At 45.9% G+C, this 18,350-nt stretch carries 20 protein-coding genes and 1 other annotated feature; of the genes, 9 read left to right on the forward strand and 11 right to left on the reverse strand.

The annotated features are described in order from the left end of the window. Positions 1–133 precede the first annotated feature (133 nt). From M1D71_RS24325 to M1D71_RS24335, 3 genes are all read right to left on the reverse strand, one after another. The gene (locus M1D71_RS24325; protein WP_458127342.1) at positions 134–2,173 is read right to left on the reverse strand and encodes a peptidoglycan D,D-transpeptidase FtsI family protein; all 2,040 of its coding nucleotides are present in this window, start codon (positions 2,171–2,173) and stop codon (positions 134–136) included. A gap of 105 nt (positions 2,174–2,278) precedes the next feature. Beyond that, on the reverse strand, positions 2,279–3,373 hold the full coding sequence (locus tag M1D71_RS24330) for a transglutaminase domain-containing protein (RefSeq protein WP_458127343.1): 1,095 nt from the start codon (positions 3,371–3,373) through the stop codon (positions 2,279–2,281). A 70-nt stretch (positions 3,374–3,443) separates the two neighbouring features. Further along, on the reverse strand, positions 3,444–3,926 hold the full coding sequence (locus M1D71_RS24335; RefSeq protein ID WP_458124032.1) for an ATPase: 483 nt from the start codon (positions 3,924–3,926) through the stop codon (positions 3,444–3,446). A 190-nt stretch (positions 3,927–4,116) separates the two neighbouring features. Here M1D71_RS24335 and M1D71_RS24340 point away from each other — a divergent pair, with 190 nt between their 5' ends. Next, entirely contained in the window at positions 4,117–5,292 is a 1,176-nt protein-coding gene (locus M1D71_RS24340; RefSeq protein WP_458124033.1) for an MFS transporter, read from the forward strand. Between the two features lie 538 nt (positions 5,293–5,830). Beyond that, positions 5,831–6,178, forward strand: a complete 348-nt coding sequence (locus M1D71_RS24345; protein ID WP_458124034.1) for a toprim domain-containing protein — start codon at positions 5,831–5,833, stop codon at positions 6,176–6,178. 76 nt (positions 6,179–6,254) lie between these two features. Here M1D71_RS24345 and M1D71_RS24350 read toward each other — a convergent pair whose 3' ends face one another. Continuing rightward, positions 6,255–6,866 (reverse strand): SCO family protein, encoded by a 612-nt coding sequence (locus M1D71_RS24350; RefSeq protein WP_458124035.1) that lies wholly within the window; start codon positions 6,864–6,866, stop codon positions 6,255–6,257. 440 nt (positions 6,867–7,306) lie between these two features. Here M1D71_RS24350 and M1D71_RS24355 point away from each other — a divergent pair, with 440 nt between their 5' ends. Then, a complete protein-coding gene (locus M1D71_RS24355) occupies positions 7,307–8,287 on the forward strand; it encodes a metal-dependent hydrolase (protein ID WP_458124036.1) in 981 nt (326 codons plus the stop codon). 117 nt (positions 8,288–8,404) lie between these two features. On the opposite strand, the gene M1D71_RS24360 is transcribed toward M1D71_RS24355, so the two are convergent. Beyond that, positions 8,405–8,626, reverse strand: a complete 222-nt coding sequence (locus M1D71_RS24360) for an alpha/beta-type small acid-soluble spore protein (RefSeq protein ID WP_056702318.1) — start codon at positions 8,624–8,626, stop codon at positions 8,405–8,407. Between the two features lie 120 nt (positions 8,627–8,746). Here M1D71_RS24360 and M1D71_RS24365 point away from each other — a divergent pair, with 120 nt between their 5' ends. After that, the gene (locus M1D71_RS24365; protein WP_458124037.1) at positions 8,747–8,947 is read left to right on the forward strand and encodes a hypothetical protein; all 201 of its coding nucleotides are present in this window, start codon (positions 8,747–8,749) and stop codon (positions 8,945–8,947) included. A 115-nt stretch (positions 8,948–9,062) separates the two neighbouring features. On the opposite strand, the gene trpS is transcribed toward M1D71_RS24365, so the two are convergent. Next, on the reverse strand, positions 9,063–10,055 hold the full coding sequence (gene trpS / locus M1D71_RS24370; RefSeq protein WP_458124038.1) for a tryptophan--tRNA ligase: 993 nt from the start codon (positions 10,053–10,055) through the stop codon (positions 9,063–9,065). A gap of 74 nt (positions 10,056–10,129) precedes the next feature. Further along, positions 10,130–10,397: a binding site (T-box leader), on the reverse strand. Between the two features lie 245 nt (positions 10,398–10,642). Here trpS and M1D71_RS24375 point away from each other — a divergent pair. Together M1D71_RS24375 and M1D71_RS24380 are read left to right on the forward strand one after the other, a co-directional pair. Then, complete coding sequence (locus tag M1D71_RS24375; protein WP_458124039.1) at positions 10,643–11,617, forward strand: aldose epimerase family protein; 975 nt, start codon at positions 10,643–10,645, stop codon at positions 11,615–11,617. Positions 11,618–11,827: 210 nt separating this feature from the next. Further along, positions 11,828–12,061: an alpha/beta-type small acid-soluble spore protein gene (locus tag M1D71_RS24380; RefSeq protein WP_062324063.1), complete on the forward strand. Its 234-nt coding sequence runs from the start codon at positions 11,828–11,830 to the stop codon at positions 12,059–12,061. Positions 12,062–12,140: 79 nt separating this feature from the next. Here M1D71_RS24380 and M1D71_RS24385 read toward each other — a convergent pair whose 3' ends face one another. Both M1D71_RS24385 and M1D71_RS24390 read right to left on the reverse strand, forming a co-directional pair. Next, on the reverse strand, positions 12,141–12,557 hold the full coding sequence (locus tag M1D71_RS24385) for an O-methyltransferase (RefSeq protein ID WP_458127344.1): 417 nt from the start codon (positions 12,555–12,557) through the stop codon (positions 12,141–12,143). Between the two features lie 270 nt (positions 12,558–12,827). Next, positions 12,828–14,627 carry a M3 family oligoendopeptidase gene (locus M1D71_RS24390; protein ID WP_458124040.1) on the reverse strand — a complete coding sequence of 600 codons (1,800 nt, stop codon included), beginning with the start codon at positions 14,625–14,627 and terminating at the stop codon, positions 12,828–12,830. A 301-nt stretch (positions 14,628–14,928) separates the two neighbouring features. Here M1D71_RS24390 and M1D71_RS24395 point away from each other — a divergent pair, with 301 nt between their 5' ends. Both M1D71_RS24395 and M1D71_RS24400 read left to right on the forward strand, forming a co-directional pair. After that, a complete protein-coding gene (locus M1D71_RS24395) occupies positions 14,929–15,099 on the forward strand; it encodes a YycC family protein (RefSeq protein ID WP_105409906.1) in 171 nt (56 codons plus the stop codon). After that, a complete protein-coding gene (locus M1D71_RS24400) occupies positions 15,096–15,329 on the forward strand; it encodes a hypothetical protein (RefSeq protein WP_062837999.1) in 234 nt (77 codons plus the stop codon). The genes M1D71_RS24395 and M1D71_RS24400 overlap by 4 nt, the downstream gene beginning before the upstream one ends. A 13-nt stretch (positions 15,330–15,342) precedes the next feature. Here M1D71_RS24400 and M1D71_RS24405 read toward each other — a convergent pair whose 3' ends face one another. The 3 genes from M1D71_RS24405 to M1D71_RS24415 form a co-directional block, all read right to left on the reverse strand. After that, positions 15,343–16,074, reverse strand: coding sequence for a DUF2225 domain-containing protein (locus tag M1D71_RS24405; protein WP_458124041.1), 732 nt, complete (start codon positions 16,072–16,074; stop codon positions 15,343–15,345). 45 nt (positions 16,075–16,119) lie between these two features. Beyond that, positions 16,120–16,497 (reverse strand): globin domain-containing protein, encoded by a 378-nt coding sequence (locus M1D71_RS24410; RefSeq protein ID WP_458124042.1) that lies wholly within the window; start codon positions 16,495–16,497, stop codon positions 16,120–16,122. A 243-nt stretch (positions 16,498–16,740) separates the two neighbouring features. Beyond that, positions 16,741–16,905, reverse strand: a complete 165-nt coding sequence (locus tag M1D71_RS24415) for a hypothetical protein (protein ID WP_222125274.1) — start codon at positions 16,903–16,905, stop codon at positions 16,741–16,743. A 151-nt stretch (positions 16,906–17,056) separates the two neighbouring features. Here M1D71_RS24415 and ylbJ point away from each other — a divergent pair, with 151 nt between their 5' ends. Next, the gene (gene ylbJ / locus M1D71_RS24420) at positions 17,057–18,310 is read left to right on the forward strand and encodes a sporulation integral membrane protein YlbJ (RefSeq protein ID WP_458124043.1); all 1,254 of its coding nucleotides are present in this window, start codon (positions 17,057–17,059) and stop codon (positions 18,308–18,310) included. The last annotated feature ends 40 nt before the right edge of the window (positions 18,311–18,350 follow it).

An 18,350-nucleotide genomic window follows, 5' to 3' on the forward strand; every position in this document is an offset into this window, starting at 1 on the left:
CCTTATATAAACGTGACATAGCTCAATTGGTTACACATTAATGTAATTAATTCCTTCACCCCACGATCCATTCTCCGCTTGGAAACAAAAAAGAGGACCCACGAAGGGTCCTCTCTGTAACCAATGCCTCACATCACTGTGTGCCTGATTCCGATTCTGAATCTTTATTCTTGTCTTTTTTTGGTACACCGTCGAGACCGAATTCCTCGTCATAGGCATCGAAGATCGCACGTGCAATCGGAGCCGCACTGCTCGATCCAAAGCCCCCTTCGGGGATAACCACAGCGACAGCAAGCTTCGGATTATTACGTGGTGCATAGGCGATAAACACCCCGTTATCCACCAGTTTACCGCCTACTACCTGTGTCGATGTTCCTGTCTTTCTGGCAAAATCGTAAGGGAATCCGCTAAATGCGGATACCTCGGTTGCCATGCCTCGTTGTACTTCATTCCAGTAGGCATCGTTAAACTCCACCGTGCTGAGTACCTTCGGTTTTACTGTTTGCACGATATTGCCTTCAGAATCACGGAACTCTTTGACCAATTGCGGCTCCATGCGTTTACCTTTGTTCGCCAGCATCGTTGTATACTGGGCAAGCTGCATCGTTGTATATTTTCCCTGCTGTCCAAAGGAGGCATATACCAGCTTGGTCAAGGAACTCTCGATGCTGTCCTTACCATATTCTTTGCGCCCAAGATATTCATTAGGCAGGTCTACACCTGTGGAGATACCTAACCCAAATTCCTCCATGTATTCGTCCCACACATCGACACCCTTTGCACCATACTTGGAGTACAGCTTCTTCCCGATCTCGTCGATCATGAACACGTTCGAGGAATGACGAATCGCATCACGCGGACGCATCGCACCGTACACATGACCTGAGGAGTTCTGCACCCTGCGATTGTCTCCACCAAAGGTCGTTGAGCCTCTATCTGAATATACGGTATTTGCAGTGAAGAAACCTTCCTTCAAACCGATCAATACACTAAGCGGTTTGATCGTTGAACCAAGCAATACAACGGACTCCGCCCGTTTCTTGGAATCATCTGGCGGGAACCCTCTAATCGTACCATTCTGATAAATATATTTTATTTTTTCGTAATCTTCCGTGCTTATACCACCGGTTCTCCATACGTTAGTATCATAGTCCGGCATACTGGCAGCAGATACGATTTTCCCGGTATCCACTTCCATCGCAACCGCAAACCCGGTCTTGGCATTCGGATGCAATCGACCGGAAACCGGGTTCCGGTGTAGCCAGCTCAACTGGTCCAGGATGGCCTGTTCCGTTTTCATCTGAACGTTCTTGTTAATGCTGGAAATCAGGTCATACCCTTTCTCCGGCGGGGTAGAACCTGCTACGCCTTCAGGCAAATTACGCAAATCAACATCAACGGATGTATATCCGCTTTTGCCGCGGAGAGCATCCTGATATTGCAGTTCCAGTCCATCAAAGCCTACAAATTCATTTTCCGTATACACAAGGCCCGGATCCGTTTGCGTTTTATTGGCCTCGTCCACCTCTTTGTATTTGTTCAAGGACTTCGAACTTCTGAACTTCTTCAGATAACCGATTGTCTGAACCGCTACCGTATCCGGATCGTAGAATCGTACACTCTCCTCTACGATCTGAATACCTTTGAACTCGTCCTTGTGCTGTAGGAAATAAGCGACTTCTTCCTCGGACAGATCACTCTTGATCAGACGTGGCATAAAACCATTCGATTTGCGGGAATTCAGATCCATCTCTTCAATAATTTTCTCCACCGTAAGTGGCTCTGAATCTTTCAGCCTGTACTGTTCAAACACATCATGTAACCGGGTTGCAATATCCTGCACTTCACCTATGTTAGGACTCGGTTTCCCATCAACATCCCCATAGTTTTTATAAAGCGTAAGATAGAGAGATTGAATGGGCTTGGAGTAAGCCAACTTCACCTCACCTGTGGAATCATAGATCGTGCCTCTCACAGGAGGAAGCGGTACATCCTTGGTAATATTACTTGCTTCTTCCTGACTGAGCTCAGGTCCTTCGACGAATTGCAAAAACGCCAAACGTACAATAATAACGCTAAAAATAACAAAGGAAGCGAAGAAAAATACGTTCATTCGGTAGCTAAATCGCCGTTTGTCTGTAAGTTCATCCTTCTCATTGGAATGCTTTTTCATCCATCCTACCTCTTTCATGACTTGATGCATACCGCTCAAACTGGTTCTTCCCGGCATGATAACCTGGCAACGTCGTCATATGAAGGACCCATGTCCGTTGTACTGTCAAGCTGATTGATCCTTTAGATGGGTGTCGGCAAAATTCGGAGGATTAAACCAATCTCCACTGATCGCCCATGTCGGATCAAGCGGAACCCAGCTCTCGGAATCACTCAAATACACTTCATTCCACGCATGTGGACCGTATCCTCCCTGGCCGTTATAGCCAAGTCCTGTAACGACTTTGACTTCAAGTCCTTGTGAACGGGCCATCACGGCATAGAGACGGGCATAATCAATACATACGCCTTTGCGTGTATCAAATGTATTCTGCGGAGTCTGTTCATGCCATATGCCCTTTTGCTCATAGTCATCCACTTTACCATAGTCATACTGAATACGTGAACCTACCCAGTCATATAGCGCTCTTGCTTTGGCTTCATCTGTCGATTGGCCTTTGATAACCTCACGAGCCGCAGATTCAATGTCTGTCGGAATATTATGGTCAATGACTTCATATTTGCGTTGCAAGATACCGCCAAGTTCCTTCTGCACAGCCTGCGTAAATACGGGAAGCTTGTCCTTGATGAACGTACCAGACAACGGTTCGATCACCGATTTGGCCCCTTGCATATAGATGGGAGATGCCTCCACATATCGGCTGAACATGCTCCCAGGGTAGAGACTGACAATCATGAACAGCACCGCAATGACGATCATTCCGCGGACAGAGCCTATAATCGTGCCTATCAATGCACCTGTCAACCTGCTAAACATACCTTTAGGAGCACTTTCCTCGCCTAGCCCCTGCCTGCTTCTAAACATAAATGAAGACAGCAATCCAAGAACCAATCGGATGAGTCCGTAGCTAAGTACAAATAATACAGCGAACCGCATCAGCGGAAAATCTGCAATCGCTGTAACCAACGTATAATACATCTGTTCCCACCGGTTCAACTCGCGGTTAGGCATGGCTGAAGCATACGCAGACAACCACTGCTGCACATATGGCGCAAGCCACATCGTCAAACCGATCGACAACAGAATACCAATGACGGCCATAATGCCATCCATCAGGAACCCGAAGAGTCTGCCTGCTGAACGCGAAGCCCCTCTGGACCATCCCTGAAACAATGAAGCAGCCACAATCAGCAGCAGCATAATGGTGATGCCATTAAACTCCTTCAGGCTGTCCAGCCAATTCTGCAGCACGTACTGATTCCCCCTTTTACTACGATGCTGGTGCTGTTTTGTTCTCCTGTGCCTGTTCGACAAACGTACGTATGGTTTCATTGTCGAGTTTCCATTCGCCGAGTGAAATTCCGCGGAAGGTCACATCGACTTTATCCGATTGAGTTCGGCCCTTAATCTCCACATTGGGACTTGTGATGGTAAATGCGCCATCCTGTCCTTTGACGTATGTTGCTTTGGAAGCTTCCTTGAGCATCATGCTGGTCGCTTCTTTCTTCAATGTGTCCATCGTACTGGATTGTACGTCTGTCACTGTCTGTTTGAGCTGATCAATGGAGATGCCGCTGTATATCAGTAGAGCCGCAATAATGATGATGGCAATCGCCCATTTCAATACGGTTTTGACCACATTCAGAACAAAGAACAAAATGATCAACGCAACCACGATCACCAGCCAGTTCTGCATCACAAACTCTTTCATTACTTCTATGTTCATGACTACACCTTCCGTATTAGAATTCATTCGTTACACTTCCCGAATATTATACATGATTTCCGAAGCTGCTGTCAGCTAAGCCCTCCCTCGTAAAAATAAACGGTCTAAGTTCGTCCCGCCAGGCGTACAAGTAGTACCATGAGGTTCTGCTAGCGAACGGGGAACACGTTCAAAACCTGTAATGTGAATATGCATCGCTTAACAAGGAGGGGCTTATGTGAAAACAGCCATCTGGCTATACCTATTTTTGTTCCTTGCCGTATTTGATTTGCACGCTCAGTATCCCATTCTGACCCCTTTTGCCATCTCGCTTGGAGCCGCCCCTACCTTCATTGGCTGGATGATGGGCATCTATTCCTTAACGCATCTCCCTGGCAATCTGATTGCAGGAACACAAATTGATAAACACGGCAGTCGTCGCTACATTGTGTTCAGTCTGCTTGGGGCAGGATTTATCCTGCTTTTGCAAGCTCATGTCCATACCCCATGGCAACTACTGGCGCTGCGTTCCATCAGCGGTTTTGTGCTGGCCTTCCTGTCTCCAGCATGTCTCGCCCTGCTAGCACAGCTATCCAGCGATCCAGTAAAACAGGGTAAGTATATGTCAGGTCACGGGGTAGTTCATACGCTCGCTTCGGTTGTATCTCCAGCAGCTGGTGCCATTATTGTGGGTTCTATGGGATTCTCCGCTACATTCTCAGGCTTAGGTTATCTGCTTATTCTCACAGGTGTCATTGCATTCTTGACCATGCCCCGCGGTATTGTCAAGCAGCATGAGAAAGTAACGGAACCTGCGAAACCTGACGTTGCACCCGCAGATACTACAAGTGCATTCCTGCCGGTATCCTGGCGATACTTTGCCTTGCCTCTGGTTATCGCCTGTGCTCAGGGGATTCTCTTCTTCGAATTACCCCTGCGGGGAGGCGGACATTCGTCCATGATGTCTACCGGCCTACTGTTCTCCATAATCAGTATCGGGGCCCTCTCCACACTCAGCATGTTATTTCTCAATCGGTATTCCCCGAAACTGCGACTGGTTACGGGTGTGCTCCTGATGTCCTTATGTTTTTTTGTGATGGCAGCTATTCCGCAAATTCCGTTGTCTACCGCATTGTTTGTACTTGGGATGTCCAAAGGTATTATCTTTCCAGCTATGGCTACCCTATTTATTCGTCTAAGCGGAGGAAGCAAGTTGGGGCGCATTTTCTCGCTGCAATCCATCGCCACCTCCATTGGTTCTTTCATCGGCCCCATCACAGCCGGACAACTCCGTGTCGGTTTATCGCCCTATTTCATCGCCTTTGTTCTGTTAATGATTGGTATGCTGCTGCTTCCATACTATACAACCAGACGTGAAGCCTCCCTCGCCGATCCTAAAAGTATATTGAATTAGGCCTGTATTTGCATAAGCTTTGCATCATTCCCCCATTTACAGCTAAACTATATACAACGGACTGACGTTTTACACGTTCATAAAGCTAACTGGGAAATCTATCTTTCACAATCACCGAAGGTTTTATCTTATTGAAGATCATCAGTAAGGTTGAACGATTAGCCAAAAGTAGTGAAGGGGACGGAATCGATTTTGAAGAAGCGGTAGCGTTCGCCTAAAAGCTTTCTGTAAGAAAGCTGCTTCGAAAGCATACGCTGTCTCCATATTTCAACCTATAACAAATCAATCAGGAAATTTGGAGACAACAGCGATCGGAAGAACGATCCGTAACCGGAACGGCCACTGTTAGCTATTACTTACCTAATGATGAACATGAAATAGGATTTAGATACTTTCGAATAATGTGACTTGATGGGGTTGTTCTATCCTTTTAGCATCGTGTAAAGAAAAGCAGTCCATTTTATATAATCCAGTCGATTTTCGCTGCAACATTTCCCGGGGAATGTCGACATAAGCTCTCGAACAAGAGGTGAATAAGATGCCTATTCATGTCATTGTGGAAGGTAAGAATGACCGAAGCAAATTAAAACGTTTGGTTGGACCCGAAATCAACATTCTATGCACGTTTGGAACGCTTAATTCACTCAAGCTGGAGACCCTGCGCAAACAGGTCGGATATGATGAAGTTTTTTTATTTATGGATAATGATAGTTCCGGCAAAAAAATTAGAGGTGTGCTTCGGGATGCTTTCCCAGATGCAGTACAGATGTATACACGACGAGGATATGCAGGTGTAGAAGGAACGCCTGATGAGTATATCATTGCCCAGCTGGAGAAGGCCGGGTTAGAGACATACATCCAATACCCTGAACATCCTCTCTATTAAAATGGAAATACAAAAATGCTGCCTTAGGGTTGATATCCAACCTGAAGGCAGCCTTTATAGTATGATGATCAGATCATTATTCGTTGATCAGATTGCGAATATCCTCGGCAATTACAGCTGGCACAACGTCCTCTGTATTAAAGGCATTATATACCTTGCGCAGCTGGTTGTTCTCATCCACCAGCCCAATCATGTTCATATGGGCAAAATCGTCCTTATTCTCCCCTTCGATCAGGATCTGGAATGAATCCCTGGCGAACTGTTTTGTTTTGTCCATATCCCCTCTCAAGAAGTACCATCCCGAATAATCCGCATGGAAGCGGTCCGCGAAAGTCTTAATCTTCTCTCTTGTATCGACTTTCGGGTCGAATGAAATGGATACAAACGAGACATCTTTACCGAAGGTGTCGTCCTCTTTCAACAGATCCTGCACCTGGGATAACGTAAACGTCGTAATAGGGCAGACATCTGGACAACTGGTGAAATAAAAGTAGAACAATCGGACTTTCCCTTGAGTATCCTCCAGCGATACCGTACTCCCATCTACATTTTCCATAGAAAAGGATTGGATTTCACGGATCTCAGGTAATTTTTCCTTACCGGCAAACACGGTGCCCCACATCAGATACACAGCCATAATCAGTGCGAGCCCCAGCAGCATCCATGTCCATTTGTACTTTTTCAGCATCTTCCTCGTCCCTTCTATATCTCCTCTAATGAATACGCATACATATGTGAATCAAAAAGTCCTCACGTTCGTTACGCTTAATCCATGCATTGTGACATATGTATTCAAAGAAACCTACTTTTTATGAGATTCTATATTATTGTAACGGTTTGAAGGAACAATGCCCATACATTATTTCACCGTTGAAAAATCATTCGAATTGTATCGTGTATTCTCTGGCGAAATTCCCCTTTGTATTCGATATAAAGTTTATCACAGGAAATACCGAAATAGTTTGACAAACCACGTACATTTATTGGTTATAATACATTTATTGTCATCTCTTTGAAATTTGGGGTGTTTTGCATCCTGACAGGCGGATATTATACACTATATATGGGTATCACCTAGATAGAGAAGCAATATGCCTTAGAACGATACACCACACAAAGGAGACGTTTATGGATACCTCTACACATTTTGTCATGGGGATTGGTTTAGCCGGTCTGGCTTATATCGATCCTGTCGTCGCGGCGAGTCCCATGCTTGCAGCTGCAGTAATGGTTGGCACGATCGCTGGTTCCCAGGCCCCTGACATCGATACTGCGTTACGTCTCAAAAGCAATTCGCTATACATTCGGAATCATCGGGGCTTGTCACACTCTCTGCCGTTTCTCCTGTTATGGGTTCTGCTCATCACCGGCGTCATTGCACTGATATTCCCTGGTGTACCTATGGGCCACGTTGCCACTTGGACCGCTGTAGCCGTAGGCTTTCATGTATTCACTGATCTGTTCAATACCTATGGAACCCAGGCTGCCCGGCCTTTTACGGAACGCTGGATTGCCTGGAATATCATTCATATTTTTGATCCATTTCTATTCACCACGCATGTCGTGGCTATCCTGTTATGGGCCTTTGATCTGTTCGCCCCTGCACCACTCTTCATTACGTTGTATAGCTTGACTGGTTTATATTATGTATGGCGGACGATTGCTCGTGAACAAGCAGTTAGAAAGGTTAGGCGTCTCGATAACAGCCCGGAGCAAGCAAGATACATCGTCATTCCGACGATATCCTGGAATCGCTGGCATGTGGTTAAAAGCGTTAAAGATGGCAGTTATGAGATTGGTAAAATGGATGGTTCTACTCTGGCATGGAGCCTGCACGCCTCGTCTTCTACTCATGCGGCCGTTGAAGCTTCACGCAAATCACCGGAAGTCAGTGCCTTCCTCTACTTCACCTCCTATGCGGTGGCTGAGGTTGAAGAATTGCCTGCCGGTTACAAGGTACGCTGGGCAGATGTACGTTATCGACATCGGAAACAATATCCATTTGTCGCTGTAGTCGTGATGGATCGGAATTTCGAAACGATCGATACGTATGTAGGCTGGTTAAGTGATGAGAAGATGGATAAAAAACTTTTATCCGCACGCCCTTGACGAAGCGAGCATGGCAAGGCACAATCAGACATAGGAACTGATACGCGAGAAAGCCCGGAGCGTTTCCGCCCCGGGCTTTCTGTTTATCCTGTTTTGTTGCTGTTTGGTTAAGATAAATTATTTGCCAGACCCAGCCAGAGACTGCTCAGCGATTTGTACCAGACGTTTGGTGATATATCCACCCAGAGATCCTGTTTCACGGGAAGTGTAGTTACCATAGTAACCGTCTTGTGGAATAGTTACACCCAGTTCCTGTGCAGCCTCCATTTTCAATTGTTGCAGTGCTGCAGTCGCTTGAGGTACCACCAAGTTGTTTGAAGAACGAGATCCTTGAGCCATAATTTATAATCTCCTTTCAATCTGTGTCTGTAATGTATTGCAAGCTTGCAAGATTATTATGGCTCGTACGCTTCAGGTTATACGGAATTTTACTACATTTATAGGTGGAGGTTTTTCCCAATGAGCAAAGGCTTATCCTTATGGTTCGCATTCTCTTCGATCATCTTGTTAGCGGTTACAGCAGTTACAATCTCCTACTCTGGTTGGTTAGCCGCACTACTGTTTGTGCTGTCCATTGCCAACATTGGTTGGGGATTTGTGATTCGTGCCAAAAAAGAACGTCAGGAAGTGCGCTCGACTGCTTCAGAGCCTACTTCTTGAGCAGATCATTTCTCAACACTGAACGTACAAAAAAATAAAGAGGAGTCCTTCAATAGGGCTCCTCTTTATTCATATTAACTATTCATTCCGTTAGATATGAAGTTCTTGTTCAGCACTACAGTTTACGTTTAGGTACAAACCCCATACGTTCTTTCACTGCATCCAACGTTTGAGCAGCAACTTCTTCTGCACGGCGGGCTGACGTATCCAAGACCTCGGCCAATTCTCCAGACTCACGAATCTCATTATACCGTTGTTGTAGCGGTTCAATCACAGATACAACTACTTCAGCCAGTTCCTTTTTGAACGGACCATACATCTTGCCTTCATAACGCTCTGCTACTTCCTTAAGGGTCATGCCGGCACATTCAGCGTAGATACTCATTAGATTGCTAACTTCGGGTTTGTTCGCCGGATCGTATACCACTTCGCGTCCAGAATCTGTAGTAGCACGGCTGATTTTTTTGCGAATAACATCTGGTGGATCAAGTAGAGCGATATAGCTGCCAGCGTTAGGGTTACTTTTGCTCATTTTCGAAGAGGCATCATCAAGTGACATGACCCGAGCACCCACCTGTGGAATATACGGATCTGGAATGGTGAAGTACTCCCCATAACGGTGGTTAAAACGTCCTGCCAGATCACGTGTCAGCTCCAAATGCTGCTTCTGGTCCTCGCCTACTGGCACAAGGTCAGCATTGTATAACAAGATATCAGCTGCCATTAATGATGGATAAACGAAAAGTCCGGCACCAACGGAATCTTTACCGGATGATTTATCCTTAAATTGAGTCATACGCTCAAGCTCACCCATGGAGGTCAGCGTAGTCAACAACCAGCCCAGTTCCGCGTGCTGCGGTAAATGGGATTGCAGAAATACGTTGGATTTCGACGGATCAATGCCTGCTGCAATAAACAGCGCAGCTACAGCTTCAGACTGTTCACGCAATGCCGCTGGCTCCTGAGCCACGGTGATGGCATGAAGATCAACCACCATGAAATGACACTGATAGTCATGCTGAAGTTTTACAAAATTTTTGATTGCACCAATATAATTACCCAATGTGAGCTTGCCGCTCGGTTGAATACCTGAAAGTACTGTTTTCATTGCACATAACGCCTCCCTGATTGTAAATAAAAAGCTCCCGCCATTCTCTGCGAACGCAAAAAGGCCCCACATCCGCAAGGGACGTGAGACCGTGGTGCCACCCTTATTCGCTTTTCTTCCATTGCTCCTGACCCTGAATCAAGTCAAGCCGAAGAATTGCCTTCATTGTTCCGTAACGTGGATTATACGGCAGACTCTAGTGGGGCAAGCCCGTTGCTGGCTGCGCCTGTTCAAATCCACACTCAAGGGTCCATTCGGTAAAGAGTTCACACCGGTTCACATCAACCACCGGCTTTCTGAAGAGGGTTCTCTTGGCCTACTTATCCCTGTCATCGATTTCATGTCATTTAATTCTAACTAAATGCTTTCAGAGTTCCATCTTAATGCGCACAGCCGCGAATGTCAAAATGAGATGAACTTTTTTACCCCGCACACCAAAATCTGTTATGATGGAATTGCTTATCCTATTGTTTACTTCACTCGAAGTAGAGCAGGAAATAGCTGGCATGTACACAATGACACGCCTGCAGCAGTATAGTCATCACAACTGCTTGCAGAAGATTTCAAGTGGGAAAAGGAGCATCGATATGAAACAAGTGACCAAAGGCCAATGGAATGGTTACGACACGTATATCCTACATAGCCGTGAATTGGAAATCACCCTGCTGCCGCGTCTTGGAAATAATATTATTTCTGTTCGCGATTTAGTGCAGGACAGAGATGTCGTCCGTCGTCCGGATGAAGACGATCTTGCCTTTTATCTGCAGAAGCCGTACCATTTTGGCGTTCCTCTTCTGATTCCACCTGGACGCATTCATCGGGGACAATTCGAATATGAAGGTGTTCGTTACCAGTTCGATCAAAATACGGCGAATGACAACCATATACACGGTCTCCACCGTACCCAATCCTGGTGTGTCAGTGACATTGAGGAAGATGAAGACGGCTGTGCAATTACGACCGAATTACTGACTGAAAATGAAGAGCACTGGATGGCTCAATTCCCGATTCCCCTGAAGCTTGAGATGACGTTCAGATTGCAAAACGCTGTATTTAGCCAGCGTCTGCGAGTTACCAATCTGAGCTCAACACCTGCTCCTTTCGGAATGGGATATCATACATGGTTTTTGCTAGACGGCAAACCTGCCGACTGGACATTGCAAGTGCCAGTTTCCGGACTATACGGACAGAATGAAGAACAACTCCCTACAGGTGAAATAGAATCTCTAGGTGAATGGTCTGCTCTGAACGAAGGCATCAACTTGCATGGACGTAACTGGGATACTTTGTTGAAAGCTACCGAAGGTGAACCAGCAACGGCTTACTTACGCCGACAAGATGGATATACATTGAAATATTCAGCAGATGAAGCATTTTTCAAACACTGGGTTCTCTTTACCAAAGGCGAATCCGATCAATTCTTGTGCATTGAACCGTATACTTGGCTCCCGGATGCACCCAATCTCGCTTTATCGGATGATGAGACAGGCTTGATTCGCCTGGAACCGGAACAACCTGTTGAGCTATTTACACGTATTGAGGTTATACCTCCTACAGACTAAGCGAGCTTAGCTTATCATCCTCTATGTTGCTTTTGCGCATATGAACCTATATTTTGATACCCTTATACAACTTGCCGACCCGCATTGGGTCGGCTTTTTTATATGACATATCTACCATTAATCATCCACTTTTTTCCTTACGCCATATCATGTATATTTCCGTATTCTCTAACCATACTAACATCACCAAGCCATAAGGAGGTGACACATATGTACGGAGGTCAAAACCAAGGTAGCGGTAGCCGCTCCAACAACCTGGTCGTTCCCCAAGCAAATGCAGCATTGCAACAATTGAAAATGGAAGCTGCACAAGAGCTGGGTGTGACGATTCCACAAGATGGTTACTACGGTAACTATACTTCCCGTGAGACAGGTTCTCTGGGTGGATACATCACTAAACGTCTGGTGCAAATCGCTGAGCAGCAATTATCGGGTCGTTCGTAAGCTCGTAATTTTTGCTTAAGTAGCGTAAAAATGCAAAAGCGGCCTTCTTCGGAAGTGCCGCTTTCTCTTGCGCAATGAATTATGAGGTCGACTCCATACCTGAATCCTTGTTGTATGTATTGGTTCTAGGGTAACGAATCATAAGGCTGGCCATATTGTAATTAGATTCCATCGTTGCATCTACCAAAATCATACCTTGTCTTACCGTGAAGTCATACGCTATTTCTCCATGTGTCCAATTACGCTTGAATTTCAACGTTTCCAGAGCCATCGCTCGGAAAGAAGTTCTTTGGGTATCGTTTAATCCTCCATCCTCGATTTCCATCTTCCCATCGCGTCCGGTTATCGGATTATGTCGAATTCCAAATTTTCCAATTACGTTGTTTCGTATTTGCACAAAAACTACTCCTGAATCTAAACCTGATAATTCATGATCAAGCTCTTTGAATACCAAATCTAACTGTCTTGCTAATGAAAGCTGTTCGATTTTCATAATAACACTCCTCCTATAAGCTTATAGTCCTAAACAACAAGGACTTACGACTCATTATATGACAATAAATATGCTCATTCAACAAAGAATGATAAACTTGGGTAATTATAACTATAATTTGCACAATTAATTGCCATTCCACTTCCTTAAACCGAGTTTTTTCACTTATTTGCGACAAAATATTCGAGAACTGAACATCGGGATCTCGAACAAAAAAAGCTGCAATCCGGTGTCTGTTAACACGGGATTGCAGCCATTTCATATATATTCAACCTATTTATCGGTTGCTGTCATCTGTAGAAACTGCTCAATATCGGCAATAACCAAGTCCGCAGCATTTTGCCAGAAATCCGGTTGCGTCAGATCGGTACCCAGATGTTTCTGAGCAAGTTCTTCGACCGTCATACGCCCTGTATCACGTAATAAATCATCATATTTATCTGCAAATGCTGTACCTTCCTGCTGTGCTCTTGCATAGATTCCCGCACTGAACATATAGCCGAACGTGTATGGGAAATTATAGAATGGCACACCAGTCAGATAGAAATGCAGTTTGGATGCCCAGAAATGAGGATGCTCTGATGCAAGCGCACCGCAGAACGCCTCCTGTTGTGCCTCCACCATTATTTTGGATAACTCATCCGCATTCACCAAGCCTTTTTTGCGTTGCTCATAGAAACGATTCTCAAACAGGAACCGGGCATGGATATTCATAAAGAACGCCACACTACGCTGTATCTTGTCTTCCAGCAACGCCAGCTTCTCTTGCTCATCTGTTGCCGCCTGTACCAGGGCATCTGCTACAATCAGTTCGGCGAACGTGGAAGCCGTCTCAGCCACATTCATCGCATAGCGCTGATTCAATGCAGGCAACTCTTCCATAATGTGTTGATGATATCCATGACCAAGTTCATGCGCAAGAGTCGACACATTGGATGGCGTCCCCGAGAAGGTCATGAAAATTCGGGTTGCTTTGCTAAGTGGCAGAGACGTACAGAATCCTCCTGGGCGTTTGCCAGGACGGTCTTCTGCTTCAATCCAGCGTTTCTCAAAAGCCATCTCTGCAAACGAGGAAAGTCTAGGACTGAACTTGGCAAACTGTTCAACAATATTGATCGCTGCCTCATCATAATTGATTTTGCCACTCGATTGGCCTACAGGAGCGTCTACATCGCTCCAGCTGAGCTTGTCTACCCCAAGCAGTTCCGCCTTGCGCTCCAAATACTGAACAAGGGCAGGTTTAGCCCCGTTAATCACATCCCACATCGTATCCAGTGTCTGACGTGACATCCGGTTGATGGCCAGAGGTTCTTTGAGGATATCATCCCAGCCACGTTTCTCATATAACTTCAGACGGAATCCTGCGAGATGGTTCAGTGTATCTGCGCAGAAATCTTCGACATCGGTCCAAGCCTGCTCCCAGTTTGCGAATACCGTCTCGCGTACATTCCGATCACTATCGCTCAGCTTGTTGGCAGCCTGTCCTGCGGACAGCATCACCGTTTCCCCATCTTGCTCAAATGGAATGTTTACCTTGCTGACAATCGTGTTATAGAATTTGCCCCAACCATGGTAACCATCCACACCCAGATCCAGAGCAAGACCTTCCAGTTCCGGCGACAGCTTCTCACGAGCCAACGTGCGACTCTCATTCAATGCAAATGCCAACGGCTGGATATCTCCCCGAGCAATCCACACATCCCACACCGAATCCGATGTCTGACTAAGTGTATTATCGAACTTCGACTTACTCCCGTTCAACATCGCACTAAGGGAACTGATTGCCCCCTGAAGCTGCGTTGCTTTCTTGTCCTTCTGGTTTTGTGATGAGAGACAAGATACAAACGCAGAACCTTCCGATATGCGGACATAGCAGCTTTGCAGCAGTTCCAAAATGGGATCAAATGCAGCCGTCTCTTCTAATGAAGTCGGTGCAGGTGTTTCGTTCAACAAATGTTGCAGTTTACGTACATCCTCTTCCAGTTCGATCAGATATGCAGCGAATGATTCGGAGGAAGAACCTCCACTAAAAATGGACTCCAGATCCCATACGGGGTGTAATGGCGTTTTCATTTAATCAGGCACCTCTCTCTATAAATTGGATCGTTAGGATTGAATTAAAAACTGGTTTTCTGTATGCTGTATCTCTATACTAGAGAAATAGCTACAGAGGTTGTTCAAAAAGTCCACTTTTGATTACGAATCATGCCTAACGGCATCATCAGCATCGAATATGAAATTCAGCCGAAATGTCCGTTGCTCACGTAGTTTGCCTACGCTCCGCTACTCCATTTCTAGCTTCATTCCATCTTCTCGGTACTGAAAACCAGACTTTTTGAACATGTATTCATAGCAACCTTCAGGAGGTAAACGTATGAAACCTTTACAAGTATCGGCTGATACAGCCGTCAAATTAGCAGAATCCTTAGGCGTACCTTTGGAACACTTGATGCACATGCCCCAACATATCCTGATGCAGAAGATTGCGGAACTCGCCAAACAAGAAGCATCCAAACCTGCCGCAACAGAAGGCGAACAGGAATGATTCCGTTTGAGAACAGCTGGCCTTACGATATTGTCATGGGAGATATCTATGTACAGCAATGCCCTTACTGTCATGCAAGCAATGTGCTGCTCCCCCTTAAACCGAAAGAGCTTGTGCTCATTCGCGAAGGCAAAAAGAAATTACTGGTCTTCCCCTGCTGTAATGCCAGCATGACCGTAATCGACAACGACAGTGACTATTTGTTATCCAGTCGTCCTGTCCGTAACTAATCCAAGATTAACCCTAGAGGGGGCTACGTTTCGTAGCCTCTTTCTCTGCTTCCAGCATCTCTTCAGGGAGTTCCAGCTTACCTGAAATCATCTGTTCGCGCAGCACGGCCCACTGTTCCCTTGAAGCACGAATCATGGCCACATCTGTGATCCGCTTGTCATGGATGACCTTGCCGAACCATTGCACCGCTTCATTAAACCGTCCTACCCTGCGGTTCAATTCCCCGAGCAAATATAACAGTTTGGCTTCATTGCCACCCGTTCCTTCACGTTCGAACACCTTGACATAAGCCTCAAGGCTAAATTCAAGAAAACGATGTTCCTGAGCATGATCCTCCATATAACGATACAGCCAGGCAATATGATGAAGAAGGCCAGCGACGACACGGTCCTTCTCCTGAATAACCTGTGCACACAGCAAAGCAAGCTTGTACGTAGCCAGCGCCTGTTCCAGTGTCCGTGCTCCGCTATAATCACGTTTTACCCAGCGATTACCGATCTGTTCCTTAAAAGCCTTGCGTTGCGCATCATTCAAATGCTCCGTTGCGTTCTCTGTGGAGGCAAACCCGCATTGCGGACAGATGCGAACCACATAAAAATCCGGATTCTCCAGCTTGTAATATGCACAAAAATCAGAATCTGTCCGGTAAGGCCTTTTCAAGCTCGGTCTTACCCGTGAGGTGTCATACTCGGTTTCACAATAATGACACGTCACTTTCACCTTATACAGCGGCTCTAATTCCACTCGGTTCCCCATTCCTCTCCCGTACGCTTATATTCGTATTCGGAACTATGGCGTATTTACAAAATGATGTGCAGGCCCGGATAAACGCTGCAGGATAAACGAATGCAAGGGCTCCTCCACACCAATCTGTGTTAAGGCTTGATTCATACACGCAAGCCAAGCCTCAGCCCGCTCAACCGTCACTTCAAAATGCATATGACGGGCACGCATCATCGGGTGTCCAAAAGCCTCGGAAAACAGCCCTGGTCCTCCGAAAAACTGAGACAAAAACATATACTGTTTGTCCATGACCGGCTGAATATCTTCCGGAAAAAGTGGAGCCAGTTGCTCATTCTGCTGAACGATCGGATAGAAAGCCTCGACCAGTGCGCGAACACCTTTCTCGCCGCCAAGATTGTCATAAATACTCAAACTGGGATTCATTCGTCTGATTCCCCTTTCTGATGTCGAATTTTGCAATATATTACACGTTCCGTGAACATTGTGAAAACAGTAACAATATTAAGGCTACAAAAGCCTTTATCTCCATTCTATCAAAAAAAACCAAAAAGTCCTATATAACATGAAATCATCAGAATGCATGACCAGCTATCTGTATATAGGACCTTCTTCAGCACATTACACAAAAAAAGCGCCAACCGCATGGGTTGGCGCACTAGATATCCATTAATAACTCCGCCAATCCTCTTCCTCAGAGCGTACCAGCGAGGCACGTATCACATATACAAAAGCACAGACCAGGATCCCGGTGACAAGACTCATGATCATCACTCCATCCGAATTGAATTCCACCTTGGAGACAATTAGGTGACGTTCAGGCGTTTTTCCCATTTTAGCACACATCACTTAAAAACACAGCCACTTTTGCAAGCGCTTTCTATATATAATTTTGTACTGTTTGTCCGCTTTTTTTCATATATTGATGGCAAAAGCGCCACTGACTGCTGCACACCGACCATTCCAAAATAAAGGAGAAGAATTCATGGCTGCTCCACAACGACTCACCCATGTCCTGATCACACTCGCTCTCCTGATCCTTTGTGTGTTAATGGTCTTGTTCCCAGCGGAAACCTGGCATGCAGGTGTACGCGGACTGTCCATCTGGTGGGACGTATTGTTTCCCTCCCTTTTTCCTTTTTTAGTGCTGTCCGAGCTGCTGCTCGGATTCGGGATTGTTCATTTTCTCGGTACGTTGCTGAATCCACTAATGCGTCCATTGTTCCGTGTTCCCGGAAGCGGTGGTTTTGTATTTGCCGTGAGTTGTGCATCTGGTTATCCTACAGGGGCTAAACTGACCGCCCAGTTATGGGAACAAAAATTGGTTACTCGGGAAGAAGGAGAACGGCTCGTTGCCTTCACCACATCATCCGATCCGATCTTCATGATCGGAGCTGTATCCGTTGGGTTCTTTCACAATGTCGCCATCGCTCCAGTATTGGTTGCAAGCCATTATGCTGCTGCTTTTCTGGTGGGTGTGCTCATGCGTTTCCACGGGGGTACAGCAAAAGGCTCACACCCAGACATCTCTTCTAAAGCTTCATCGGAGGAGATGCATCAAAACAGACTGATCCGCGCCATCTATGCGATGCATGAAGCAAGAAAAGCTGACGGACGGGCATTTGGTGAACTGTTGCGCCAGGCAGTCTCCTCATCCCTTCGCCTTATTATTATCGTAGGAGGGCTGGTTGTATTCTTCTCGGTCATAATGGAGTTGCTTGTACAGACTGGTTGGCTTGGCGGATTATACAAGGTAACAGAGCAATTACTGGGACATACCGGCTTACCTCCTTCCTTATCTCCTAGCCTGGTCGGGGGTTTATTTGAAGTAACACTGGGGGCCAAGGAAGCCGGAGGTGTCAGTACCTCTATTCCACTCGTATATAAAGTAGCGGCAGCTGCCTTTGTTCTCTCCTGGGGCGGACTATCCGTCCATGCGCAGATTATGAGTGTCCTCAGTAACACACCAATGAGATACGGTCCTTTTCTATTTGCCAGAGCGATTCATGCGCTAATCGCACCTGTGCTCGTTCTGCTGTTATGGACACCCATGATGGGGCGTTCTTCTTCCCCTGTTCTCATGGATTCCGGTTTCATCCCATCAGTATCGACGTATACTCCGGACTGGGGACTGATCTTTTTGTCCGGAATGATTGTTTTTGTAAGCCTCATCGTGTTGTTGCTATTCTTAGCGATTTTAAGTTCGATTCTCAAACCTAGACGACAAGCCAAAAAATAAGCCTACCATTCATCACTATTTAACTGAATATGCATCCAAA

The sequence above is a fragment of the Paenibacillus sp. Z3-2 genome, from assembly GCF_054161325.1.